This window comes from Streptomyces sp. NPDC048257, from assembly GCF_043201855.1.
In the GTDB taxonomy this organism is placed as follows: domain Bacteria; phylum Actinomycetota; class Actinomycetes; order Streptomycetales; family Streptomycetaceae; genus Streptomyces.
Genome location: NZ_JBICZI010000001.1, coordinates 312,059 through 333,198 on the forward strand (window position 1 = coordinate 312,059; position 21,140 = coordinate 333,198).

A 21,140-nucleotide genomic window follows, 5' to 3' on the forward strand; every position below is an offset into this window, starting at 1 on the left:
GGGCGCGGGCGGCGGCGCTGCAACGCCTGCAACGACAGCCGGCCGACCGCGGTGTCCCAGACGACGAGCTCGCCGTCGAGGACCAGGCCGCCGGGGCGCTGCCCGGCGGCCGCCACCAGGTCCGACCACCGCGGTCCTGGACCAGCGGCCCCTCGCGGGCCTCCTGTCGTTGCCCCTTCCCGCCGACCGCACCACGTCCTAGACTGCGACCGCTCCAAAACCTGGCGATCATCAGGAGGGCGCGCAAGATGCACCGAGCACTGATCAGCACATTTGCGGCCGTGACGTTAGTTGTGTCAGGGGGAAGTGCCGCCACCGCTTCCGACGGCGCTCCGCCGCGCACCACGCACGGCCCTTGCCAGTACACACAGACCCCGGACGAGCCGCCCGCGCGTCATGTTCCGCTGCCGCCTGACCCGCGGCGCACCCCTAGCCGTGGCACGGTTGACATGGCTGTTCCGACCAGCCAGGGTCCGCTCCCGCTGCGTTTGGACCAGGCCAAGGCGCCGTGCACAGTCCAGAGTTTCCTGCACCTGGCACGGCATGGGTTCTACGACCGGACGGTGTGCCACCGTCTGACGGCGTATCCGACGCTGAAGGTCCTGCAGTGCGGCGACCCGACCGGGACCGGTGAGGGAGGGCCCGGGTACAAGTACAAGGACGAGCTGCCGGTGGATTTGCCACCCGCACCGACCGATCCGACCGGCGTGCGCCGTCTGTACGGGCGCGGCCTGCTGGCGATGGCCAACGCCGGTCCGGACACGAACGGCTCACAGTTCTTCGTCGTCTACGGCGACTCCGCACTGCGTCCGAACTACACGGTGTTCGGCACGGTCGGCTCCGACGGCCTGGCAACACTCGACAAAACCGCCGCCGGAGGAATCGAGCCGACCGCGGAGGATCCGGCACCGGTCGACGGCACACCCGTGCTGCGGACCGAGCTGCTCCGCGTCCGGCCGGCCTGCTGGCATTGACTCCCCGCGGCCGGCCCGCGCCGAAGCCGCGGCCGCTGCGGTGGTGTCTGTCCGGGGGCCAGGTGGGGGTGGTGGTGGAGCGGGAGCGGGCCCGCCCGAGGCCCGTGTGATCGGGGCGGATCCGGCATACGCCTTCAGCCCACCGGCCGTGGCGAACCGGCTCCTGTCGTAGCCGATCTCGCCCAGAATGCGGGCACCGACCTCGGGACCGATCCCGGGGAAACTCAGCATGATCGCCGCGTCCGGGTGCAACCGAAAGGCCTCCTCGGTGGCACGCGCCAGGTCGTCGACCGCCTCGCAGGCGGCATCGAGCTGCAGTAGCAGGGCTCGTGCCTGCTTTCCCATGGCGTCTTCGACGAGGGGCAGCGAACGAATCCAGCAGCTCTTCCGCCAAGAGGCTGTTGAACCGGTGCGACTGGGACGCCGACGAGGTCCTCAACGACGTCCGTGACTACGTCGTCGAGCATCTCGGTGACCCTGAGGCGGTCCTGATCGTGGACGACACCGGCTTCCTGAAGAAGGGCATCCGCTCGGCCGGCGTCCAGCGCCAATACTCGGGAACGGCGGGCCGCACGGAGAATTGCCAGGTCGGTGTCTTCCTCGCCTATGCCGGCGCTCATGGCCGCACATTGATCGACCGCCGCTTGTATCTGCCCACGTCATGGACCGATGACCGGGACCGGTGCCGGGCCGCGGGCATCGAAGACACCATCGCCTTCGAGGCGAAAGTGGTCATCGCCAAAGCCATGGTCCGCCGGGCGATCACGGAGAGGATTCCGTTCCGGTGGGTGACCGCGGACGCCGCCTACGGCTTCTCCAAGGGCTGGCGCACCGAGCTGGAACGGGCCGATGTCTTCCACGTCATGGCCACCACCCGCCACGACACCGTCGTCTCCCGATGGGCCATGGACCACCCGGTCCACGACCTGTTCAACGGCCTCGCAAGGCAGAAGTGGAAGCGCCGTTCCTGCGGGATGGGCGCCCACGGCCCACGGGTTTACGACTGGGCACGCGTGGAGGTCAGGCCCTGGCACCGCGAAGACCGCCGGCACTGGGTCATCGCCCGCCGAAGCGTCAGCCGGCCCGACCAGATCTCCTACTACATCGCCTACTGCCCCGCCGAGACCACCCTCGACGAACTCATCCACGTCGCGGGCAGCCGGTGGGCGGTCGAGGAATGCTTCCAGACCGCGAAACAGGAATGCGGCCTGGACGCCTACCAGGTCCGCCGCTACCCCGGCTGGCACCGCCACATCACCCTCGCCATGGCCGCCCACGCCTGCCTCACCGTCCTGAAGGCCCGCAAAGCGGACACGGGGAAAGCAGAAACGGATCCTCCCAGCTCATACCCCTCACCCTCCCCGAACTCCGACGCCTGATCACCCGCCTCACCCACCGCCAACCAGCACATCCTGCACTGGTCACACTGGCGCCGCAGACGACAGTTCCAGGCACGCATCAGCCACTACAAACGACGCGGCCACACACCACCAGAGACTGCCAACCAGTCAGAGCAAAGACCGTTGCAGTATTAGCAGCGGCAGTCAGGTCGTGGACGCCTGCCCGCTGTGCCGGGTAGGCCGGGTGGGCCGGGCACAGCCGCCGTGGGCGGCGGCCGGTGCCGCCGTTGTCTCAGGATTCTTGTGGTCGAGGTCAGGGCGGGAGCAGATCTTTGTGCCCGCAGTCGTGCACAGCGGGCGGCGCTTGGATCAGCGTGAGCGCCTCAGCCTGGCGGCCCGGGACGGGTGATAGCCGCGGGGCGTCTCGCAACGCACTCCGGGCCCAGCACCGCAGGCGGGGCACGCCACTTCATGAACCTGCCGCCCGTCGGCGGCGGGGTAGGCGGGTTGTGCCGGCACCCCGTCGAGACCGGTCCGCGTCTTCCACGCCTCCACATGCTCCCGTTCGCGGGCGCTGAGGGCGCCGTCGGCCTGCTCGGCTGCGAGCAGCAGCTTCTGTACCGAACTCCGGATCCAGGCCCGCCGTTGCGAGCGGAGTCCGACGGGAGGGCGCCGCAGGGCTGACAGGAGCGCGCGTACACGCTCAGCTGCCCGCCGAGCCCGCCCGTCTGGTCAAACTCGACGGCACTGCCGGAAAAGAGGGACCGGGCGGTTGATGACGCGCTGGACCTATTGGAGGTGCTGGTCCCCACCAGGCTGTTGGTTCTCGGACTGTGTACGGCCTGCGCTATGGGGTGGGGGGCGCCGAACGGTGGGTCTGGTCCTCGATCTGCCTGCGCGCGCCGGGATCTCCAATGATGATTCGCGAGGTGTCCGGGGTATTGGGGACCGCCGTGACGGTGGCTTGCCCACGGCTCTGTTTGGGGCCGCCATTTTCGCCCGGGGTGTACTCGATCACCATGGCGCTTTTGCTGCACAGCACGAATGCCCAGGTCTTGGTGCCCCCAGCACCGGAGGCGCTGTTGTAGGGGCCGGCGGGGTAGGTGTTGCTCCCCTCGCTCTCCGTGGGCCATTTGGTCACCAGATGGATTCGATTTCCCTTGGGTTCGCTGTCTGTCACGGCGAGAATTCCGCAGGAGTCGCTGTTCGCGTAGGCGACGAGGCGGCTCTGATTGTACTGAAACTCGGCAAGGATTTTCACGGCACCCTGGACCTCGGCCAGCGGGTCGCCGGCAACCGAAATTGAATCCAATTCAGTCAGCGGAGTGAAGCGCATACTGGGGGAGGGTGATTCTGGATCAGGGCTGCCGTTACCATCGCACCCTGCGAGTAACAAAATGAGGGCAGCCCCTATGGCTAAGGGTTGTCCCGTAAATGATCTCCGAGTCGGCTCGGGCGTGGTGGCCGTGGCGCGGGCCGCTCGTCTATCCGGCGAGGGTGAGGTTGTGCATGCGGGCGATGCCGAGCATCGCGTGGTGCACTCCGTCGCCTCTGAGACGGCAGTCGCGGAGAATCTTCCAGGTCTTCATGCGGGCGAAGACGTGCTCGACACGGGCGCGGACCTGCTTGTGGGACTTGTTGTCCGCCTCTTTCCAGTCGGGCAGGTCTTGGCCTTTGCGCCGTCGGTGGGGGATGACGAGCCCGGTGCCGGGATAGCCGCCGTCGGCGATCGTCATGGTCCTGCCGACGGCGGCTTTGGCACCGGACTCCTCCCACGCCTTGCAGTCGTTGCGGTTCCCGGGCAGGGGCCGGCCCACCACGGCGATCAGGCGGGTGTCGGCGTCAACGACGACCTGGTGATTGGTGGAGTACCTGTAGTTTTTCGACTGCGCGGCGACGGTGTGATCGCGGGTAGGCACGAGCGTGCCGTCCACGATGAGCACGGTGTCCTGGGCGAACCGCTTGCGGGGCTGGAGCGCAAGCATCGGCCCGAGGTGGTCGATGATGCGGTCCGCGGCCGACTTGGAGACCCCGAAGAGCGGGGCGAGCTGTCGCATCGTCAAGTTGGTGCGCCAGTACGCCGCGACCAGCAGCGCCCGGTCCTCCAACGGAAGGCTCCAGGGTCGGCCCTTACGGATCGAAGCCGCACCCTCGCGCCGCAGCACGTTCACCAGCTTCGCGAAGGCTCGCGGGCTCAGCCCGGTGAACGGGGCTATCCAGGAGGTCTCCGACGCCGTGATCACACCAGCCACACCAAGATCATCTCACCTGCGACCGGCAGCTCCTGGACAGCATCTGTGCCGCCCGTAGAGTGCGCTCATGGATGAGATCCCCTGGTTCGAGTATGACGAGAACGATCTGGACGGCGCGCAGCGCACGTTCGTGGACGTTCTGGCCGAACGCGCGGGATCCTGGCTAGTGGACCCACTCGACACTGTCGTTCTGCCCTCGGCACACACCTCCGACGGCCAGCTCATCGTCTATCTGGACATCAGTGACCCGCAACGCAATCGGGGAGTTCTGACCGTGGGCGCCCACTTCGACGGCTCCGTCATCCGTGGCGGCGAACTCCACAACCAGGACTTCACTATCCAGCAGACCGCGAGCGAGTTCACCTTCGAAGCCGCAGGCAGCCCTACGGAGCTGGCGAACAGAGCGGCAGAGTGGTTCGAAGCAGTCCTCGCGCGACCACTGGTTCGCTGCGAATGGCATCACGAGGGAAGGATGTACGCGGTCCGCTACGAGTACGCAGACACGGGGCGAGGCCTCAGCGAGGGCTTCGAGACACCCCTAGCACCCGACGCACTGAGGAAGAGACTGGCGGCTGACGGCGTGATCCGAGGCCGAGGCCGTAGCAACCGTGCCAGCCTGGGCCAACCAGATGTGATCGCACACGTGCGAGGCGCCCGGCCCGATCAGTAGTTACGGGACAACCCTTAGTGTCCACTTGTTTCGAGCCATTGGGCTGCACCTCACTCAGATCAAAAGTTCAGGGTCTCGTTACTGTGCCCACTGATTGATCGTCTTCCCCCTCTCCGAGGGGCACCTGCATCACTGGCCGCTGTGGTGCTTCGCCCTGCTCACCGCCAGTCTCCTCACGCTGGGCGTCTTCCTGCGCCACCAGCAGCGCAAGCAGAACAACGCCCCGCTCGTGCCCCTGTCCCTCTTCCGGGGGCGACAGTTCTCCGGCGGTATGGCCGCGCAGCTGATGCACGGCCTGCTGTGCGGGCTGTTCTTCATGACCTGGACCCTCTACCTCCAGCGCGGCCTGGGCATGAGCCCCTTCCAGGCAGCCCTGGCCTTCGTGCTGCTTTCCCTGGGAGAGCTGGCCGGTGCAACGCTCGCGGCAAAGAGCGCCGGGCGCTTCGCCCGCCGTCTGCCTCAGGCCGGAGCACTCATCGCCATCGCTGCGATGGCACCTACGGTTTCCAGGCCGCCGCAGGCGAGGAGGACCTGACCCTGCTGGCGATGACCGCTCCGGTGGTACTGATCGGCTTCGGTCTCGGCACGGTCGGCGGCCCGCTCGCCAACTTGTCGCTGGCGCGGGTCCCGCACGAGGATGCCGGAGCCGCCTCGGGCCTGTTCAACACCGCGATTCACCTGGCATCGCCCTCGGTACCGCGCTGACCGCCCTGGTGTTCTTCGCCACCACCGCCGGCTCACCCGACGCCGGACTCAACCGCGACGCATTCATCACCGTGCTGTGGTGGGTCGGCAGCCTCCTCGCCCTGATGTGGGCCCTGATGTTCTGCCTGCCCAAGCAGGCGAACAGCCAGGCCGACTGAGCCACTCCAAGGTCCCGGCCACCACGTCGGCCGGGGCATGTGCCCTCAGCCTTTCTCGTGAACGGCCGAGCTCCGGGGCGAGCTGACCAGGCTCTTCTGCCTCATCGGCGCCCACCCTCACTGGCAGAGCGAACCTCTGACCGGTCGGGCGCGCTCCGATCTGCACCACCAGGCCGTCGCCGCGCCCGGCGGGGAACCCGAGCTCGTCGTGGAGTACCGCGACGGCGAGTTCACGGTGCGCACGCTCGAGACCCGCCCGCACTTCTCCTGACGCCGGCGGCACGCGTGGTCGTTCCCCGCGTCCGTCGCGCGCGGGGAAGAGTCCGTACGGCGGCACAGTGACCGGTCCGGGGGCAAGGGGCTTCCGGGACGGGCCGCCCAGGCCACGGCCCAGGCATGCTGAGGTCCGCAGCGGGACGGCTCGCGGCAGAATGACCGCGGCCCCGGCTCGCTGGGCGCGTTCGGCTCGGCCCCGGTGCAGGGCCGCGGTGTCCGTGGCGGCGAACTCTCGGCGCCGCTGCTGGACGCCCGTGTCGAGCGGCGCCGGCTGGCCGTCGGCGTGCTCCTCCGGGCCGGGAAGCATCGACTGGCCTCGGGCCCAGACCGACCAGCTGCGTGAGCAGCTCGATAGCCGATGCGGGGCGGAGACGTCGGTGGCGAAGGTGACGTACTGGCGGCCTCCGTTGTCGGTACGGACCGCTGGACGGTGCCGTGGACCGCGACGGGGTGGGAGGCGGGCGTCGCACTGAGCTGCCGGACGTAGAGGGCGGCCAGGGAGTCGTGGTCGGAGCCGTAGCAGAAATCGCCCCAAGGGACCGGGGTGTGGCCGTGTGGCCGGACTTTGAACTTCGTCACGATCTTGGGGTCGAAGCGTGCATCTGCAGGAACCGGGCGATCTTCGCTGCGCTGGTGATCGCGGGCGGCAGCTTGGGGCGGACCGTGGTGATGTTCCGGGTGCGGACGACGCTGTCGGGTCCGGTGCCCGTCGGTTCGTCTGGGCCGGGTGCTCCGGAGAGGTCCGAGGGGAGTTCCAGGCGGAGGATGCCCTGGTCGACGTGGGCCAGGCCGTGGGAGTCGCGGGCCATGGAGTCGATGACCTCGGTCGGGTTGAGGTCGCGGCGGCCTCGTGCTGGAGCTCGGACCCGAGCCGGAAGGCTGGGCACGGTCTTGTAGGCGCGGACGGGGAGGGCTCCGGTATTGCAGAGGTCGCAGATCAGCGGGCGCCTGAAGGGCTCCGGGTCGGGCCTCGTCGGCTCCACCGGAAACTCCACCGGCCCACACCTGCACTTCGAGATCCGCACCATGCAGGACTACGGCTCGGACTTCGACCCTCTGGCCTACCTTCGCTCGAAGGGCGTCAACGTCTAACCGCTGTGCAGCTCCGGCGGTCCCGTAACTGGGGCAGCTGGGACAACCGCGACTGGCCACCTCTCGGCCTTAGAAGCTGTTGCTCTATCGATCAGGGTGAGCGCAAGTTCGAGTGTGGGTGCTCACCCTGGGGCGCCGGAGGGCCGCGTGGATGGCATGGTCACCGTGTGGCAGGGCGTGGGTCTGCTCGTCGTGCGGGAGTAGTCGTGGTCCAGGCGAGCAGCATGTGCAGGGCATCGCGCGAAGGGGTGTTGGGCTCGGCAGCGTAGGTGATCAGCGCCTGATCGGGGTCTTCGGCGCTGCGCAGGGTCTCGTAGGAGAGTTCCAGGTCGCCGACGACGGGGTGGTGGAACTGCTTGGTGCCGGCGGTTTTGTCCTGGACGGAATGTTCGGCCCACCAGCGGCGGAAGTCCTCGCTCTTCATGGACAGTTCGCCGATGAGGTTCGCCAGCTCGGGGTCGTCGGGGTGTCGTCCCGCTGCCAGGCGCAGGTAGGCGACGTTCTCGCGGGCGCAGGCGGTCCAGTCCGCGTAGAGGTTTCGGGAGGAGGGGTCCAGGAAGGTGATCCGGGCGATGTTGCGCTCTGCCTGGGGCAGGGCTGCGTAGTCTCCGAACAGTGCGGATGCGCCCTGGTTCCAGGCCAGGATGTCCATGCGACGGCCCATCACCATCGCGGGTAGATCCGTCAGTTCGTCGAGCAGGCGCTGGAGCATGGGGCGCACGCGCTGCGACGGGGCCGGACGACGGGTGGCCGTGCGTGCGGCGGTGGACTGTGCCTGGGTAAGGCGGTGGAGGTGCGCGGTCTCGTCCCGGTCGAGGCGGAGGGCGTGGGCGAGGGCGTCCAGGACTGCCGGTGAGGGATTGGGCACGCGGCCCTGTTCCATCCGGGTGTAGTAGTCGACGCTCACGCCGGCGAGCTGGGCGATCTCCTCGCGGCGTAGTCCGGCCACCCGGCGTCGTCCGCCGAAGTCCGGGAGCGCGAGGTCCTCGGGTCGCAGATGGGAGCGGCGGGTGCGCAGGAACTCGCCCAGGCCAAGCGTTGTGCTCATGCGGACATTGTGCCTGCTCGTGGGGGTGGGGGGGGGGGGGGGGGGGGGGGGGGGGGCGGCGCGCCCCCCCCCCCCCCCCCCCCCCCCCCCCCCCCCCCCGGACGGGGTCAGGGGGTCGGGATGGCGGTGACCAGGCCGCCGTCGACGGCGATGTCCTGGGCGGTGATGTAGGCGGAGCGTGGGGAGAGCAGGAAGGCCACCGTCTCGGCGATGTCTTCGGACTGGCCCAGGCGCTTGAGCGGTATCTGGGAGCGGATGGCTCCGTGGGTGGCCGGGTCGGGGTTGGCGGTGTGGAACATCTCGGTGGCGATGTAGCCCGGGCTGATCGAGTTGACCCGGATACCGCGCCCGGCGAGGTCGGTGCCCATCGTGCGGGCCAGGTTGTGGACGGCTGCCTTGGTGGCCGCGTACACCGGGGCGACGGCAAGGCCGCGGTGCAGCGTCCACGACGCGTTGATGACCACCGAGCCGCCGCCGGCCGCGTCGAGCAGCGGCAGGGCCTTGTGGATGGTGAAGAAGGTGCCCTTGAAATTGACGTCGACCGTGTGGTCGAACTCCCGCTCGGTGACCGCGCTGGTGTGCTGGAAGACGCCGACTCCGGCGTTGGCGAACACCCCGTCCAGGCGCCCGTGGCGCTCCCCGATGCGGTCGGCCAGGTCGTCGAGATCGGCCAGGCTGGCGGCGTCCGCACGTACCGCCAGAAGTCGGGCGCCGCCGTCGGAGAACGCGTCGAGCTGCTTGGCAGCGGCGGCGAGGCGGGCCTCGTCGCGGCCGGTGATGACGACGTGGGCGCCGCGGTGGAGGAGGAGACGTGCGGTGGCCAGGCCCATGCCGCTGGTTCCGCCGGTGATCAGAACGACGCGGTCATGAAAAGAGGTCGGGTCCGTGTTGCTGTTGGTCATGGCACCAGCCTGGTCACTGGCATCGGGGACAACCAGACCCGAACCAACCTGGGTCGCCCAGAGCCACCCGCCCAGTGCCGCGTCAGGCATTGTTCACCCTGGCGAAATCGCGGTCAGGTGAAGGCGGTTGTGGTAGGCCTTCCTCTTTACTGGATCTTGTAATGGTGGAGGTGGGTCCAGCCGTCCACCGCTGACCGGCCCTTGATGTTGAGGCGATCACCGTCCCGGATGTGCCCTGATGGGAAGAGACGTCGCCCCACACCCTTCGAGCCAGGTGTGGGCGACATTCGGCGCTAAGTGGCTGTCGCACTACAGCAGGTTGCGCTCCGCGAAGTCGTCGACTTCATCCCACGTGATGAACGAACATGCACCCGTGCTCAGGTCGACGGCGATCGGCAGGTTTCCTGCGAGGCGCATGTCGTCCTTCCCGCGGTCCAGGTAGTCCGCGTGGTCGTATGGGGCGATGAACCGCCCCTGCTCGACGAAGCATGCTTCAGGGATGATCCGCACGTCTGCGGAGTCCCAGGATTGGCTGTCTTTGGTCAGGTAGTCCGACGCCGCCGCCAGGGCTTCTTCGATGTTGAGCATAGTCAGTTCATCCTCATGGTGTACCACTCGTTGTATCGCTCCGAGAACGGCCTCGGCTTCCCGGTCTGGAAGCCAAGGAATCGAGCGTGAACGAAATGCTCCGGCCCGCCGCGTCCTTGACCGAAGCGAGGCGGCCCGAAGAGTAGGTGAGGGTGAGGCCCTGACCACCGCGATCGGTCAGGGAGGCGAGCTGGCCCGAGGCGCTGCACATGTGCCGGGTGTGGTCGGCGGTGGTGACCGCGTAGGTCGTTCCAGTCTTGGCCAGCTTCAGGGTGGAGCCGGCCGGGGTTGTGTAGGTGCCACCCGCTTGCTCCTTGAAGACCGCCTGCGCGCCGTCGGCTGTCAGAAGCGTCGCGCTGGTGCCTGCGGCGATCGTCAGCTTGGAGACGAAGGGAGTCGACCAGCCCCTGCCCAGGAGCCCGACGGTGGTCGAGTCGGAGCGGTAGGTACGGTCCAGAGAGAAGGGTGTGCCGACGCCCGGGAGCGCTGCATCGGTGTCCGGTCGTAGAACATGCCGGTCGCGGTGTTGACCGGGTCCGCTCGGTACGACTGCCCGTAGCGGGTGCACAGCCCGGCTTGGGTGCCCGGAATGTCAGGGGTGTAGAAGGCCTCGACGAGCGGCGAGGTGGTCCCACCAGGGCTTGATAGGCCATCGGCTCCCGTGAGGAAGATCCAGGCGTAGTACTTCTACCGTCCTGGAGATGACCGCCGAGCAGGCTGGAGCTCCACCAGAAGCCCTGGTCGACGGGGTAGGAGTTGGACGGCCACCAGCCGTAGCACCACGCTCCGTTCTCCACATACTTGCCGGACGGATCGTCGGTGGCCCGCTTGACCTCCTGTTGGAGAACCAGGTTCTTCTGTTCGTCCATGACGTACAGCCACAGACCCGAGACGAACGAGGCCGGACCGAGGAGAACTTCGTCTGCCCGCCGATCGACAGCGTGGCCGGGTAGGCAGTCGCGTACGCCGATACCCAGTGAAGGATTCGGAACTCCCGCCACCGCGAGCCCTGACGTGCTGTTCCGATCGGCTGCCGACTTGGCGGCGGGCCCTGCCTTCAGCGGTGTGCTCGGCTTCTCTGCTGGAGAAGCCGGGAGGTTAAGAGGCCAACTCATTTGGGTGGTTGGGTAGACCGTCGGTCGTGGCGGGGATTGTTGAGCGGCTGGTGCCGGATGAATTGTGGGTGTTGTTCCAGCGGGCGGTGCCGGAGGCGCCTTCGCGACCTCGGGCGGTGGCCGGCGTCGGCATGGCGACCGGGAGGTGCTGGCCGCGATCGTCTTCGTTGCCACCTCGGGTTGCACCTGGCAGCAACTGCCCACAGCGTCGTTCGGGCCGTCGGGGCAACAGCCCATAGGCGGTTCACCGAGTGGAGCAAGGCGCGGGTGTGGGCCAAGCTGCACCGCCTGGTCCTCGACGAACTCGGCGCTCGCGGTGAGCTGGACTGGTCCCGCTGCGCGATCGACTCGGTGAACATGCGGGCCCTGAAAAGGGGGACCTGACAGGTCAGAATCCTGTCGACAGGGGCAAGTTCGGGTCGAAGGTCCACTTGATCACGGAGCGGACCGGTCTGCCCCTGTCCGTCGGAATCTCGGGGGCAAACCTTCACGACAGCCAGGCCCTCGAGCCCCTCGTCCGCGGCATACCGCCCATCCGCTCGCGCCGCGGACGTCGACGACGCAAACCCGGCAAGCTTCACGCGGACAAGGGCTACGACTACGCCCACCTGCGACGATGGTTACGCGGACGCGGCATAAAGCACCGCATAGCCCGTAGGGGCATCGAGTCCTCGCAGCGACTGGGCCGCCACCGCTGGACCATCGAACGCACCATGGCCTGGCTCGCCGGCTGCCGCCGGCTCCACCGCCGCTACGAACGCAAAGCCGAACACTTCCTCGCCTTCACCAGCATCGCCTGCACCCTCATCTGCTACCGCAGACTCACCAAATGAGATGACGTCTTAGCCCACGGGAGGTAGATGAGCGTGGGAGTCGGCAATACTGGAAGAGGAAAGGTTGGCGGCCGTCATCGCCGCGCGGAGGAGTTGGATGCCGTGTGGGCTGCTGGGATCGAGGCCGCTGAACTCCCGAATTCTCTGAAGGCGGTAAGTCAGTGTCCTTCGGTGGATGTTCAGCGCTTTGGCGGCTTTTTCCCTGTCGAGCTCGTGGAAGAACAGTTCGTCGAGGGTGAGGCGCAGATCGGTCCCCTGTTCGAGCGGCCCCAGGAGCTCGACGAGCCGGTTCTGCAGTGCCGGCTGCCGGGAGATCGCAAGCTCTATCACCAGTTCGGTCGCCTTGTAGGGACGCGCCTGGGCATCGGGCATCGCCACCACCACGGACATGGTCTGCTGCAGCTCTCGGAGCGTGTCGGGGACCGATCCCACGGTGGCTGCCAGGGCGTGGGCGGCACGTACGGATCGAACCTGTCGAGATGCTGTGGCCACCAGCTCTGCGGACAGGGCTTCCACCACGTCCTCGTCACCGTTCACCGGTAGCAACACCATCATTTCGTCTCGCCGCGCCTGGGTAGACCAGAGGATCCCCGGCGACGACCGGAGCAGGCTCCGGCTCTCGTCCAGCGCCCGCTCAAGGGCGCCTTCCTCCTGCAAGAACCTGCAGACGAGGATGAGATAGCTCTCGGGGAGGAGGATGCCCGCGGCCGCGGCCATGGACGCCGACTCGGTCGATGCGTGTAGCAATTCGCCAAGCAACTGCCGGCGAGCCTGGAGGGTCTCTCCCCGCTCGACGCGCGCCGTGTCGTGGTAGCCCGCCATGGCGGCCGCGATCATCCGGGCGTTCTCCTGAGCCCCGTACGTGATCAGCTTGGCGAATTCTGCATAGTTCGCGGAATTTGCCACCGAAAGAATGTCTCGCAGGCCGGCCAAATGCCCCACCTCGAATCCATCTCGAAGGTCGGACGCGGAGAACGAGTCAAACAAGCACCGGTGCGACCCCATGTTCCGGAAGACCTCGAGATCGGAGTCGACAAAGGGAGCTTGGCCGTTGTCGAACATGTCGAGCATACGGACCGTCACGAAATTCAGTTCATCCGGGATCTCTTTGGGGCGTTTCGCATGCAGCTGCGCCACTTTGGGAATTTCGCTCGTCGTCATGTCGAGAATTTTTGAGACAGTGATGTCGCGTCGGGCCTTCAGCTGCCTGACTAGCGCGGAGTCATTTATGTGACACACCTCCATCGACCGCGAAGGAATGCCCGAATCGCAACGGGATGGCGCGGTACGAGCTTTTGGTCGGTCATTTCCAGCGCATGGATGCCAAATTCGCCGTCGATGGGATGAAATCGCCGGCTTGGCGGGAGAAGCGCAAGGACCTTCCGGCCTTGGCGCGGACGTGACGGTCCACACCGCTCCCGGAAGGCCCCGGACATGCAGGTACTACGAACCGTGGTTCCGCGTCATTTCGACGGCGATGTTAGCCGCCTGACGGCCTATCCGGGAAGGGTGGCGGGAAGGCAGTTGCGGGGAATGAAGTACCACCCCTGCTGTCCGACGCCATCGGTGCTGTCGGCCCGCGGGTCGCGGATCATCACCCACTTGCCATCGCGCGAGACGTAGCGCCACAGGACGGTCTGACCGACGGCTATCCGTCCGTTCAGCGGCGAACTGGCCACCGCGGGAACCTTCCAGGGCTGCACGTTGCCGTAACCCCTGATGTGCGATCCGTCCCAGGTGCTACACCCGGCCCGGGCGACCGTGGCCACGGTAGCTCCGTCATCGGCCGAGCCCCCGATCTGACCGTTGGTGAACACGGAGGTCGGCAACGTGGCCGCAGCGCCACAACCGTCGGCGGCGGACGCACTGCCGGCGACCGCTCCCGAGAAGGTCCACAGGCACACGTTGAGGTCCCCGTACACCCGGCCCCACCGGTACCCGCCGCTCTGCTCGCCCTGCACGTCGACCGTCCAATTACGGTACGCCGTGCCCAAAACGTACGAGTGCGGAGCTCGCCGCAACAGCGTGTAATCCGCCGACACATGCTTACGGACCGCGGCCTCGGCGGCGGGCCCCTGCACCAGCAGGGGCGCAGCCACACCCGCCGCTGCCGCCAACGACAACCCGACGAGCGACGCACGAACTCGTTTCGACATGGAAATGCCCTTCCTTGGCATGAAGTGGATACCTGGTGACGGCCCGAGAGCACGGTTGCGCATGCCGGAATCACGGCGAAGCAATAGAGGCGTCAATCCTGCCAACGCCCGCAGCGACCGGGTGCACATTCCTCCTGCCGAGGAAGAAGCAAGAGGCGGTGCGCCCTCTTCCACCACGACACGCGCCGTACACCTGACAGGCGAGGCAAGCATTCATCACACCGGTCGCGACAAGCAAGGGCTACAGGGAACGAGAAAGTGTTCTGCACAAACGGGAAATTGCCGGACGGTCAGGTTTTCCTGCTTGCGCATAGGCCAACGCCGCTGCACGTGATGCACTCCTGCCGATATGTGGCCGCCGAATCGCGGGGCCGCCAACTCCCGGAGGTAGCGCGTGATACGTCGCATGTCCGCAATCCTGGCCATTTCGGCCGCAACCCTGCTCGTCTGGGCCGGGGCCGCAGCACCGGCTTCGGCAGCTCCCGCCGACAAATCGCATGTTCTGTCCAGCTGGACCCAGACCAGCGCCTCCAGTTACAACACCTTCATCTCGGCGCGCAACAACCAGGGCTCCTGGTCGACCTACGACTTCAACTGGTCCACGGACTACTGCTCCTCGTCGCCCGACAACCCGCTGGGCTTCCCGTTCAACCTTTCCTGCGCCCGGCACGACTTCGGCTACCGCAACTACAAAGCCGCCGGACAGTTCAGCGCCAACAAGCCCCGCTTGGACAGCATGTTCCACGAGGACCTCCAGCGGGTGTGCGGTTCGCACGGCTACAGCACCTCGAAGAAGGCGACCTGTAACAGCCTTGCCTGGACGTACTACAAGACGGTCAAGCAGTTCGGCTGACCCGCCGGGCCGACCCGCGTTACACCAGGAGCCGTAATCAGCGGGTCGGCAAAGTGAGCAGAGAGCGGCCGATGCGCCCCGCGGCGCGCCGCGCGCTCCTCACTCACCCTGAAAGGGCGCGCCATGAACGGCGCCCCACGTCTGTGCCCGACTTCAGGAACAGGCCGGATGAGTCAGCAGTCGCCGGTCCGGGGACATGGCAGCCCGCCGTCTGGGGGTGACGGCCGACCGGCCGGGACGCCGGGCCACAAGAGGCGCGTGGCCGTGGACGTGCTGTGCCAGGTTCGCCGTCACCGTCCTGACCGCGAGCATCCACCATGGAGCACCACAAGGACGTCGACCCGGGGATGGCGGCCGTGCTGGCCGCGATCAAAGCCACCGCTGACGGGGTCGCAGCGTTCGGTGAGCGTCTCGCAAGTGCCGCGGCTGGGGTAGAGGTCGGTGATCGTCGTCATGCCGGCTCCTCCTCCAGCGCCATCAGTGGGTAGACGCCGTCCGCGTCGTGGTCCTCCGGGCCCACCACGGGCGGGTGAACACGCACAAGCAGCGAAAGTCGCTCTTGGGACGCACGGTGTGCTTCACGTGCCCCCTCAGGAGGTACATGGTTCCGGGCCGGATCCAGCACTGCTCACCGGTCTCCTCGTCGGTGAGCTCGGCCTCCCCCTCCAGGCAGACGACCGCTTCGACATGGCTGGCGTACCACATCGAGGTCTCCGTCCCGGCGAGTCCGCATCCCGAACGGCAGCTGCTCCATCTCCACGCCATGCCCGACGGAGCAGGGTCACGCCGAACGCAGTCGAATGGATCCTGCACCCCGATAGCTCAGGCCGGTGCAGCACCGTCCCGGGCGATGCGCTCGGAGTGGGAGGCGAGGCCACTGCAGCGGATCCCGCCTTCGGGGTGCCACTCCAGCACCGGCCCCACGGCGTCGCCGTGCTCGGCGCACCAGGAGACAGGGGCCACGCCGCCGCAGTCATGGCGCTTGCACACGCAGCCCTCGCCCGGCCCGGCATAAGCGACACCGTGGCGCACCAGCCCGCCAGCCGCCCCTGAGGCGGCGGTGCCGCGCAGGCCGGCCGGCCAAACCAGCGTCAAGCCGAGGCGGCCCGTACCCGATCGGAACCGGTCGTTCACGGGTGCCTCGCCGAGGACGGCCGGGGGCGGCGTCCCGGGCACGGCCAGGTGCTTGACGGTCAGGCCGAACGTGCCGGCAGACAGGGCGGCGAGAGCGTCAGCGTCTTCGTCGGTGGACCAGCCGGACATGCGGCCCTCGTCTTCGGTGTTGTCGGCCAGGAGCAGGTGGGGGTCCTCGAGCCGGAGCCGGCGTGTACCGCCGCCTGCTCCGGCGACGACCATGGCGGCGGACGCGGTGCCTCTGTGGGGACGGCGATCTTGCGTGTGCGAGGAGCCAGGAGACAACCTTGGCGCGGTCGAACTCCGGGCTCGTCTCCGTTCCGCCCACCGGCGCCGGGAAGTCGTCGTGCCGGCGGCGCCAGTTCGCCGCCGCGGCCCGGCCCACCCCGGCGGTTCGCCCCACCTCCGCCAGCAGCACCCAGTCCTCGCCCGCAACGACCGGGGTGAGGGCGCGAGCGGAGAACGGCGGCCGGTCGGGGCGGTGGCCACCGCCGTCGATCGCCAGGTGGCGTTTGCGTCCGCCTACCTTCTTGCCTGCGTCCCAGCCACGTGATCCGGCGCCGACCGTGTCTGCAGCCTGCAGGGACTGTGAGTCGACGATCGCGGCCGTCAGGCTGAACCGACGGCCGCGATCATCGACGCACAGTCCCTACGGGCTGCAGACACGGCGGGTGACGGTGACCACGACGGTGACGGGTGCCGCCCTGCCCTGTTGGGCCAGGTAGGAGGTGACGACCGTCCGCACGCTTTCGCGGACCCGTCGGGCGACGTCGACGACGCGGTGGTCCTTGTCCAGGATGCAGCGCACCTCCACGTGCCAAGCGCCGACCGGGGTGAGCTCGCAGCGGACGCCGGCCGCCTCGTGGTGCCCGGTGGCACCTGCGGCCACGGCTTCGTGCACGCGGGAGGCTGCGAGTGCCAGCCGGTCGGCGAGCGCGGGCTGGAGAGCGAGTACGCCGGGCACGTCGAGGGCGGCCCGGGCTGCCGCTCGGTGGATGTTCTCGCGGTGGGAGGCGTTCATCGTTCGCTCAGTTCGCACCGCTCGTCACCATGCACGCGGGAGGCTCCCAGGACGGCGTTGACTTCCACGTCGACGGTGGTGACGGCGAGGCCGAGGACGTGTTCGGCCGCGTGGAGGACGGCTTGGCGTACTGCCTCGGCCCGCCCTCGCAGCGGCTGGTCGAGCGTGGCTGCCACCGTGATGACGACGACATGGAGGACATGGACGGCGTGGTCGTCCTTCGCCGCGGCCACGCGGCAGCTGGCGGCGCGGATGCCGGGGACGGTGTCGGCGGCCCGGCGCAGCACTTTCGCGGCCGCGCTCTCGGCGATGCGCAGGTCGTGATCGGGGTCGTCGAGCAGCAGTTTGGTGCCGAGCCGCACCTCGCTGCGGACCGCGTTGATGACCCGGCTGGCGAGGCTGTGACCGTCGGGTTGTTCCTGGGCGCGCAGAGCACGGGTTGCCCGGTCCAGGGCTGTCAGCCCTTCGATGGCCTCGCGGCAGTGGGGACAGCGGCTGCTGTGCGGGTCTGCTGCGCCGGCCGCGCTGCGGGCCTGTTGCCAGGCACGGCCGAGGGGGCGTCCGCAGGGCAGGAGTTCCGCACCCGCCAGCAGTTCCGCGTCGGGATGTAGCGACGCTTCGGCCCCTACGGCGTGCACGCCTGCGGGCTCGTCGCCGGAGGTCGGGTGTGGGTCGTCTAGCGCCATGGGCGCATCGCCTCCATCAGAGCGCGTCGTGCGCGAAAGAGTCTGCCGCGCACCGTTTGTTCACTGCTGCCCACCACGTGGGCGATCTCTTCGTAGTGCAGGCCGTGCAGTTCCCGCAGCACCCAGCACACCCGGAGCTCGGGGCCCAGTGCCAGAAGCGCTTGGGTCAGGGCTGCTGCTGCCGCGTCCGTCTCGGCCACTTTGGGTGGTGAGCTGTTCGCATCCACGGCAGCCGGTTCGGGGACGGTGTCCAGGGGCAACGGATGGGGCCGGCGGCGCAGAGTGTTGAGACAGCGGTTCGTCACGATGCGATACATCCAGGTGCTGAACGAGGCGCTGTGCCGGAATTCCGGCAGCCGCCGCCAAGCGCTGATGAAGGCGTCTTGGACCGCGTCCTCTGCGTCCGCCCGGTTGCCGAGCAGATGCTGGGCGAGGGCGAGCAGGCGGCTGCTGTGCCGGCGGACCAGGACGGCGAAGGCGTCTTCGTCCCCTTCCGAGGCTCGTATCGCCAGCACGCTGTCGTCCAGTGTGCCGACAGCGTCCTGCTCCGTGATGACGCCGCCGATCGGCAGCGCTGCCGGTCGCAGGGGGAGGTCTGCGCCCGGCTGGGGGGAGGGGCCGGTCCGGTTGCACATCCGCCGCTCGCTTCCTGCCGAAGACGCTATTGCGGCCTGCGTACGTACTCCTCGATGGTAGGCGGGCTGCCCCGCACGAGCCGCGTGAGGAATGTCCACGCGAGGTGTCCTAAGCACGTGAGGAATGTCCACGCGAGGTGTCCTAAGCATGAGGGCGCCGCACCGGCGCCCGGACATCCACCCTGGGGAGGTCCTCATGTCGGACACCATCAACCCCACCTCAGGCGGAGGCGAGTCACGTCCTGCGGGCAAGACCCTCACGGGCTCCACCGGCGCCGGAACCGCACCAGAGTCGCGGGGCAGGACGACCATCGCCGACAGCGTGGTCGAGAAGATCGCAGGAATGGCCACCCGCGAGGTGCCGGGCATCCACAGCCTCGGCTCCGGCATGGCCCGCACGCTCGGGGCGGTGACCGACAAGGTCCCCGGCGGCCGTCCCAGCGTGAGCCGCGGCGTGAAGGTCGAGGTGGGCGAACGGCAGGCTGCCATCGATCTCGACGTCGTCGTGGAGTACGGCGTCGCCATCGTGGACATCGCCGCCGACGTCCGTACCAGCGTCATCACGGCGGTCGAACGCATGACCGGCCTTGAGGTCGTCGAGGTGAACATCGCCGTCGACGATGTCCACCTGCCCGACGAGGAGGACGACCAGGAAGGCGAGGGACGCGTGCAGTGACTCCTCGCAGCCCTCGGATTCCGCGGGCCGCGAAACAACCGACGCGAAATTCAGGTGAGTGAAATGAGCGCAGCAACCGTGGGCCTGCTTGCCGGCATGGCCCTGGGCTTCGCCGCATTCTTCGGCGGCTTCTGGGCGTTCCTGCTCGTGGCGTTCCTGGGCCTGGTGGGCCTGATCATCGGCCGCATGTTGCAGGGTGACCTGGAGCTGTCCGACTTCACGCGTTCCCGGAACCGGCAGTGACCCCGCAACCTGAGGCTGCGCCGCACGGGGGTGCGGCAGCCCCCACCCCGCCGGTGCTACCGGCGGCCGAACGGGGGGCCACGGTGATCCCGGACAAGGTGGTCGCCCGCATCGCGGCCCGCGCCGCAAAAGAGGCACTGGCCACGCACACGGACACCTCGGGCGCTCACGCGAAACTGGCCGGTCCGCGCGCCTCGGCCACCGTCGGCAGCGGCACGGCCCGGTTGGGACTGACTCTGGACCTGCCCTACCCGGCGGACCTCGCCGGCGTCTCCCGCCGGGTACAGGACTACGTCAGTGAGCGGGTGGCTCATTTGACCGGTATGCGCGTCACAGAAGTCACCCTTGCCATCGAGCACCTGATTCCCGCCGACGGCCTGGAGCACCGCCGCGTGCAGTGAACCGGACCGCATTCCCTCCGGGAAGGAGAGCCGGCATGGAACGCGAGCAAGATTCCCTGGCCGAGAAGGAGCCCACCGAGACGGACGAGGCCGCCTCCCGCACGGTGGAGCTGCTGGACGAGCGGCCTCCGGCCGGACCACACTCGGCTGCTCGGCGCCCATGGTCCGCGCGCCGCATACCCGCCGCGCTCACAGCCCTGATCATCGCGGTCGCGGCCGGCACCCTCCTGTTCGACGTCATCAGGGTCCGCGCAGGCCAGGCCGCCGCAGGCTGGCGCATACGCCTGGCCGACGAACTGGCCACCCGCCCGCTGGATGACCCGGCGCTACAGATCGGGGCCGCCATCATCGCCGTTATCGGCCTCTGGCTGATCATCCTGGCCCTGAGCCCGGGCCTTCGCCACCAGCTGCCCCTTGAGACCCCCGACGCGGAGATGCGCGCCGTACTGGACCGCGAGGCCGCGGAACTGAAGCTGCGGGATGCCGCGATGCGCGTCCCCGGGGTCAGCGCTGCCAAGGTCCGCGTCTTCCAGCATCGCATCAAGGCGCGCGCGGATGTGCGATTCCGCGCCACCGCCGACGTCAAGGCCGATCTCCGGGCCGCTCTGCAGGAGGCACTCGACCGGCTCGCCCTCGTACGCCCTCCGTCGCTCGACGTCCGGGTACGCCCACGTCACAAATAGTTACGCCTGTGATGTCCGCCGCCGAGCAGAAGGCAGAAGGGGATCCGATGAAAAGAAAATCCGCAATCAACCGAGTTCTGCTGGCCCTGGCAGGCATTGTCCTACTCGGCACAGGCCTCATGATCCTGGCGGGCGGCTTCGACCTGTACGGCCGCCGGTCACTGACACCACCCGACGGCTGGCCCCTGACCACTCCCCACGATGTCCTGCTCGCCGACGCCGACCGCACCCGCTGGGCAGACGAAGGATGGTGGTGGCCCGCAGCCATCGCCGTCTTGGCCATCGTCACCCTGCTCGCCGTGTGGTGGCTGCTGGCACAGATGCGCCGCACCCACCCCGGCGCCCTGTCCGTGGGCGGAGCCCACGCCGTTGACGGAGTGGAACTGCGCGAGGGTGCCCTCGGCGACGCTCTGGCCGCCGACGCCCGGCACCTGCCCGGTGTTCACCAGGCCCGCGCACGGATGGACGGCTCGTCGAGCCGTCCCGAAGCCCATATCGCCATCACCCTCACGCCCGACGCCGAGCCCGGCCCCGTCCTGCAGGCGCTGCGCGACGGGCCGCTGGAACGCGCCCGCCAGTCCACGGACCGGACCCTGCCTGCAAGGGCGCACCTGCGGTTGACCCCGCACAAACCCCACCGTGCCGAATAGGGACCCTGCCCGCCGGTCGGGAGTGCGAGCTGACAGCGGGTGCGTTGGG

At 68.3% G+C, this 21,140-nt stretch carries 25 protein-coding genes and 6 pseudogenes; 14 read left to right on the forward strand and 17 right to left on the reverse strand.

Going from position 1 to position 21,140, the window contains the following annotated elements; all coding sequences use genetic code 11:
- The first annotated feature begins 449 nt into the window (after positions 1-449).
- Positions 450-974 carry a peptidylprolyl isomerase gene (locus ACGFZK_RS01455; RefSeq protein WP_393846776.1) on the forward strand — a complete coding sequence of 175 codons (525 nt, stop codon included), beginning with the start codon at positions 450-452 and terminating at the stop codon, positions 972-974.
- A 93-nt stretch (positions 975-1,067) separates the two neighbouring features.
- On the opposite strand, the pseudogene ACGFZK_RS01460 reads toward ACGFZK_RS01455, so the two are convergent.
- Positions 1,068-1,349: pseudogene (locus tag ACGFZK_RS01460) on the reverse strand (transposase); the annotation flags it as partial.
- 17 nt (positions 1,350-1,366) lie between these two features.
- Here ACGFZK_RS01460 and ACGFZK_RS01465 point away from each other — a divergent pair.
- Positions 1,367-2,353 (forward strand): annotated as a pseudogene (locus ACGFZK_RS01465) (IS701 family transposase); the annotation flags it as partial.
- 808 nt (positions 2,354-3,161) lie between these two features.
- Here the strand turns inward: ACGFZK_RS01465 and ACGFZK_RS01470 are convergent.
- Entirely contained in the window at positions 3,162-3,650 is a 489-nt protein-coding gene (locus ACGFZK_RS01470; RefSeq protein ID WP_393846777.1) for a hypothetical protein, read from the reverse strand.
- 148 nt (positions 3,651-3,798) lie between these two features.
- Positions 3,799-4,566 (reverse strand): transposase, encoded by a 768-nt coding sequence (locus tag ACGFZK_RS01475; protein WP_393846778.1) that lies wholly within the window; start codon positions 4,564-4,566, stop codon positions 3,799-3,801.
- Between the two features lie 67 nt (positions 4,567-4,633).
- On the opposite strand from ACGFZK_RS01475, the gene ACGFZK_RS01480 reads away from it, so the two are divergent.
- The 4 genes from ACGFZK_RS01480 to ACGFZK_RS01495 all read left to right on the forward strand — a co-directional run bounded on the left by ACGFZK_RS01480 (position 4,634) and on the right by ACGFZK_RS01495 (position 6,099).
- Complete coding sequence (locus ACGFZK_RS01480) at positions 4,634-5,236, forward strand: hypothetical protein (protein ID WP_393846779.1); 603 nt, start codon at positions 4,634-4,636, stop codon at positions 5,234-5,236.
- Between the two features lie 94 nt (positions 5,237-5,330).
- The gene (locus ACGFZK_RS01485; protein ID WP_393846780.1) at positions 5,331-5,771 is read left to right on the forward strand and encodes a hypothetical protein; all 441 of its coding nucleotides are present in this window, start codon (positions 5,331-5,333) and stop codon (positions 5,769-5,771) included.
- 11 nt (positions 5,772-5,782) lie between these two features.
- Positions 5,783-5,941 carry a hypothetical protein gene (locus ACGFZK_RS01490; RefSeq protein ID WP_393846781.1) on the forward strand — a complete coding sequence of 53 codons (159 nt, stop codon included), beginning with the start codon at positions 5,783-5,785 and terminating at the stop codon, positions 5,939-5,941.
- Between the two features lie 8 nt (positions 5,942-5,949).
- Positions 5,950-6,099, forward strand: coding sequence for a hypothetical protein (locus ACGFZK_RS01495; protein ID WP_393846782.1), 150 nt, complete (start codon positions 5,950-5,952; stop codon positions 6,097-6,099).
- An 851-nt stretch (positions 6,100-6,950) separates the two neighbouring features.
- Here the strand turns inward: ACGFZK_RS01495 and ACGFZK_RS01500 are convergent.
- Positions 6,951-7,184 carry a hypothetical protein gene (locus ACGFZK_RS01500; RefSeq protein WP_393846783.1) on the reverse strand — a complete coding sequence of 78 codons (234 nt, stop codon included), beginning with the start codon at positions 7,182-7,184 and terminating at the stop codon, positions 6,951-6,953.
- A gap of 145 nt (positions 7,185-7,329) precedes the next feature.
- On the opposite strand from ACGFZK_RS01500, the pseudogene ACGFZK_RS01505 reads away from it, so the two are divergent.
- Positions 7,330-7,467: pseudogene (locus ACGFZK_RS01505) on the forward strand (M23 family metallopeptidase); the annotation flags it as partial.
- 160 nt (positions 7,468-7,627) lie between these two features.
- Here ACGFZK_RS01505 and ACGFZK_RS01510 read toward each other — a convergent pair.
- The 4 genes from ACGFZK_RS01510 to ACGFZK_RS01525 all read right to left on the reverse strand — a co-directional run bounded on the left by ACGFZK_RS01510 (position 7,628) and on the right by ACGFZK_RS01525 (position 10,573).
- Positions 7,628-8,515 (reverse strand): helix-turn-helix transcriptional regulator, encoded by an 888-nt coding sequence (locus tag ACGFZK_RS01510; protein WP_393846784.1) that lies wholly within the window; start codon positions 8,513-8,515, stop codon positions 7,628-7,630.
- 107 nt (positions 8,516-8,622) lie between these two features.
- The gene (locus ACGFZK_RS01515; protein ID WP_393846785.1) at positions 8,623-9,417 is read right to left on the reverse strand and encodes an SDR family NAD(P)-dependent oxidoreductase; all 795 of its coding nucleotides are present in this window, start codon (positions 9,415-9,417) and stop codon (positions 8,623-8,625) included.
- Positions 9,418-9,726: 309 nt separating this feature from the next.
- Positions 9,727-10,005, reverse strand: coding sequence for a hypothetical protein (locus tag ACGFZK_RS01520; RefSeq protein ID WP_393846786.1), 279 nt, complete (start codon positions 10,003-10,005; stop codon positions 9,727-9,729).
- A gap of 13 nt (positions 10,006-10,018) precedes the next feature.
- Positions 10,019-10,573 carry a DUF6531 domain-containing protein gene (locus ACGFZK_RS01525; protein WP_393846787.1) on the reverse strand — a complete coding sequence of 185 codons (555 nt, stop codon included), beginning with the start codon at positions 10,571-10,573 and terminating at the stop codon, positions 10,019-10,021.
- Between the two features lie 582 nt (positions 10,574-11,155).
- Here ACGFZK_RS01525 and ACGFZK_RS01530 point away from each other — a divergent pair.
- A pseudogene (locus ACGFZK_RS01530) lies at positions 11,156-11,953 on the forward strand (IS5 family transposase).
- Between the two features lie 9 nt (positions 11,954-11,962).
- On the opposite strand, the gene ACGFZK_RS01535 reads toward ACGFZK_RS01530, so the two are convergent.
- A complete protein-coding gene (locus ACGFZK_RS01535) occupies positions 11,963-13,114 on the reverse strand; it encodes a PucR family transcriptional regulator (protein WP_393846788.1) in 1,152 nt (383 codons plus the stop codon).
- A 335-nt stretch (positions 13,115-13,449) separates the two neighbouring features.
- Positions 13,450-14,109 (reverse strand): hypothetical protein, encoded by a 660-nt coding sequence (locus ACGFZK_RS01540; RefSeq protein WP_393846789.1) that lies wholly within the window; start codon positions 14,107-14,109, stop codon positions 13,450-13,452.
- 394 nt (positions 14,110-14,503) lie between these two features.
- Between ACGFZK_RS01540 and ACGFZK_RS01545 the strand changes: the two genes are divergently transcribed.
- A complete protein-coding gene (locus ACGFZK_RS01545) occupies positions 14,504-14,962 on the forward strand; it encodes a phospholipase (protein WP_393846790.1) in 459 nt (152 codons plus the stop codon).
- A 290-nt stretch (positions 14,963-15,252) separates the two neighbouring features.
- Here the strand turns inward: ACGFZK_RS01545 and ACGFZK_RS01550 are convergent, their stop codons facing one another.
- From ACGFZK_RS01550 to ACGFZK_RS01580, 7 genes and pseudogenes are all read right to left on the reverse strand, one after another.
- Positions 15,253-15,417 carry a hypothetical protein gene (locus ACGFZK_RS01550; protein WP_393846791.1) on the reverse strand — a complete coding sequence of 55 codons (165 nt, stop codon included), beginning with the start codon at positions 15,415-15,417 and terminating at the stop codon, positions 15,253-15,255.
- Positions 15,414-15,685 (reverse strand): annotated as a pseudogene (locus ACGFZK_RS01555) (ectoine synthase); the annotation flags it as partial. The pseudogene ACGFZK_RS01555 and the gene ACGFZK_RS01550, both read right to left, overlap by 4 nt.
- A gap of 99 nt (positions 15,686-15,784) precedes the next feature.
- Complete coding sequence (locus ACGFZK_RS01560) at positions 15,785-16,318, reverse strand: hypothetical protein (protein WP_393846792.1); 534 nt, start codon at positions 16,316-16,318, stop codon at positions 15,785-15,787.
- Between the two features lie 271 nt (positions 16,319-16,589).
- Positions 16,590-16,742 (reverse strand): annotated as a pseudogene (locus ACGFZK_RS01565) (transposase); the annotation flags it as partial.
- A gap of 3 nt (positions 16,743-16,745) precedes the next feature.
- Complete coding sequence (locus ACGFZK_RS01570; RefSeq protein WP_393846793.1) at positions 16,746-17,117, reverse strand: hypothetical protein; 372 nt, start codon at positions 17,115-17,117, stop codon at positions 16,746-16,748.
- Positions 17,114-17,803, reverse strand: a complete 690-nt coding sequence (locus ACGFZK_RS01575; RefSeq protein WP_393846794.1) for a hypothetical protein — start codon at positions 17,801-17,803, stop codon at positions 17,114-17,116. Before ACGFZK_RS01575 ends, ACGFZK_RS01570 begins: the two co-directional genes overlap by 4 nt.
- Positions 17,794-18,438 (reverse strand): RNA polymerase sigma factor, encoded by a 645-nt coding sequence (locus ACGFZK_RS01580; protein ID WP_393846795.1) that lies wholly within the window; start codon positions 18,436-18,438, stop codon positions 17,794-17,796. The genes ACGFZK_RS01575 and ACGFZK_RS01580 overlap by 10 nt, the downstream gene beginning before the upstream one ends.
- 196 nt (positions 18,439-18,634) lie before the next feature.
- Here ACGFZK_RS01580 and ACGFZK_RS01585 point away from each other — a divergent pair, with 196 nt between their 5' ends.
- The 5 genes from ACGFZK_RS01585 (at position 18,635) to ACGFZK_RS01605 (ending at position 21,091) form a co-directional block, all read left to right on the forward strand.
- Positions 18,635-19,114 (forward strand): Asp23/Gls24 family envelope stress response protein, encoded by a 480-nt coding sequence (locus ACGFZK_RS01585; RefSeq protein ID WP_393846796.1) that lies wholly within the window; start codon positions 18,635-18,637, stop codon positions 19,112-19,114.
- A gap of 63 nt (positions 19,115-19,177) precedes the next feature.
- Positions 19,178-19,357 (forward strand): DUF2273 domain-containing protein, encoded by a 180-nt coding sequence (locus ACGFZK_RS01590; protein WP_030239695.1) that lies wholly within the window; start codon positions 19,178-19,180, stop codon positions 19,355-19,357.
- A gap of 83 nt (positions 19,358-19,440) precedes the next feature.
- Positions 19,441-19,758 carry a hypothetical protein gene (locus tag ACGFZK_RS01595; protein WP_393846797.1) on the forward strand — a complete coding sequence of 106 codons (318 nt, stop codon included), beginning with the start codon at positions 19,441-19,443 and terminating at the stop codon, positions 19,756-19,758.
- 35 nt (positions 19,759-19,793) lie between these two features.
- Positions 19,794-20,441, forward strand: a complete 648-nt coding sequence (locus ACGFZK_RS01600; protein ID WP_393846798.1) for a DUF6286 domain-containing protein — start codon at positions 19,794-19,796, stop codon at positions 20,439-20,441.
- 119 nt (positions 20,442-20,560) lie between these two features.
- Positions 20,561-21,091 carry an alkaline shock response membrane anchor protein AmaP gene (locus ACGFZK_RS01605; protein WP_393846799.1) on the forward strand — a complete coding sequence of 177 codons (531 nt, stop codon included), beginning with the start codon at positions 20,561-20,563 and terminating at the stop codon, positions 21,089-21,091.
- Positions 21,092-21,140: the final 49 nt, after the last annotated feature.

Coding starts and splice junctions, on each gene's coding strand:
- ACGFZK_RS01455 (WP_393846776.1), top strand. CDS start 450: ATGGCTGTTCCGACCAGCCAGGGTCCGCTCCCGCTGCGTTTGGACCAG.
- ACGFZK_RS01470 (WP_393846777.1), bottom strand. CDS start 3,650: ATGCGCTTCACTCCGCTGACTGAATTGGATTCAATTTCGGTTGCCGGC.
- ACGFZK_RS01480 (WP_393846779.1), top strand. CDS start 4,634: ATGGATGAGATCCCCTGGTTCGAGTATGACGAGAACGATCTGGACGGC.
- ACGFZK_RS01490 (WP_393846781.1), top strand. CDS start 5,783: ATGACCGCTCCGGTGGTACTGATCGGCTTCGGTCTCGGCACGGTCGGC.
- ACGFZK_RS01500 (WP_393846783.1), bottom strand. CDS start 7,184: ATGGCCCGCGACTCCCACGGCCTGGCCCACGTCGACCAGGGCATCCTC.
- ACGFZK_RS01510 (WP_393846784.1), bottom strand. CDS start 8,515: ATGAGCACAACGCTTGGCCTGGGCGAGTTCCTGCGCACCCGCCGCTCC.
- ACGFZK_RS01515 (WP_393846785.1), bottom strand. CDS start 9,417: ATGACCAACAGCAACACGGACCCGACCTCTTTTCATGACCGCGTCGTT.
- ACGFZK_RS01520 (WP_393846786.1), bottom strand. CDS start 10,005: ATGCTCAACATCGAAGAAGCCCTGGCGGCGGCGTCGGACTACCTGACC.
- ACGFZK_RS01535 (WP_393846788.1), bottom strand. CDS start 13,114: ATGACGACGAGCGAAATTCCCAAAGTGGCGCAGCTGCATGCGAAACGC.
- ACGFZK_RS01540 (WP_393846789.1), bottom strand. CDS start 14,109: ATGTCGAAACGAGTTCGTGCGTCGCTCGTCGGGTTGTCGTTGGCGGCA.
- ACGFZK_RS01550 (WP_393846791.1), bottom strand. CDS start 15,417: ATGACGACGATCACCGACCTCTACCCCAGCCGCGGCACTTGCGAGACG.
- ACGFZK_RS01560 (WP_393846792.1), bottom strand. CDS start 16,318: ATGGTCGTCGCCGGAGCAGGCGGCGGTACACGCCGGCTCCGGCTCGAG.
- ACGFZK_RS01570 (WP_393846793.1), bottom strand. CDS start 17,117: ATGAACGCCTCCCACCGCGAGAACATCCACCGAGCGGCAGCCCGGGCC.
- ACGFZK_RS01575 (WP_393846794.1), bottom strand. CDS start 17,803: ATGGCGCTAGACGACCCACACCCGACCTCCGGCGACGAGCCCGCAGGC.
- ACGFZK_RS01580 (WP_393846795.1), bottom strand. CDS start 18,438: ATGTGCAACCGGACCGGCCCCTCCCCCCAGCCGGGCGCAGACCTCCCC.
- ACGFZK_RS01585 (WP_393846796.1), top strand. CDS start 18,635: ATGTCGGACACCATCAACCCCACCTCAGGCGGAGGCGAGTCACGTCCT.
- ACGFZK_RS01590 (WP_030239695.1), top strand. CDS start 19,178: ATGAGCGCAGCAACCGTGGGCCTGCTTGCCGGCATGGCCCTGGGCTTC.
- ACGFZK_RS01600 (WP_393846798.1), top strand. CDS start 19,794: ATGGAACGCGAGCAAGATTCCCTGGCCGAGAAGGAGCCCACCGAGACG.
- ACGFZK_RS01605 (WP_393846799.1), top strand. CDS start 20,561: ATGATCCTGGCGGGCGGCTTCGACCTGTACGGCCGCCGGTCACTGACA.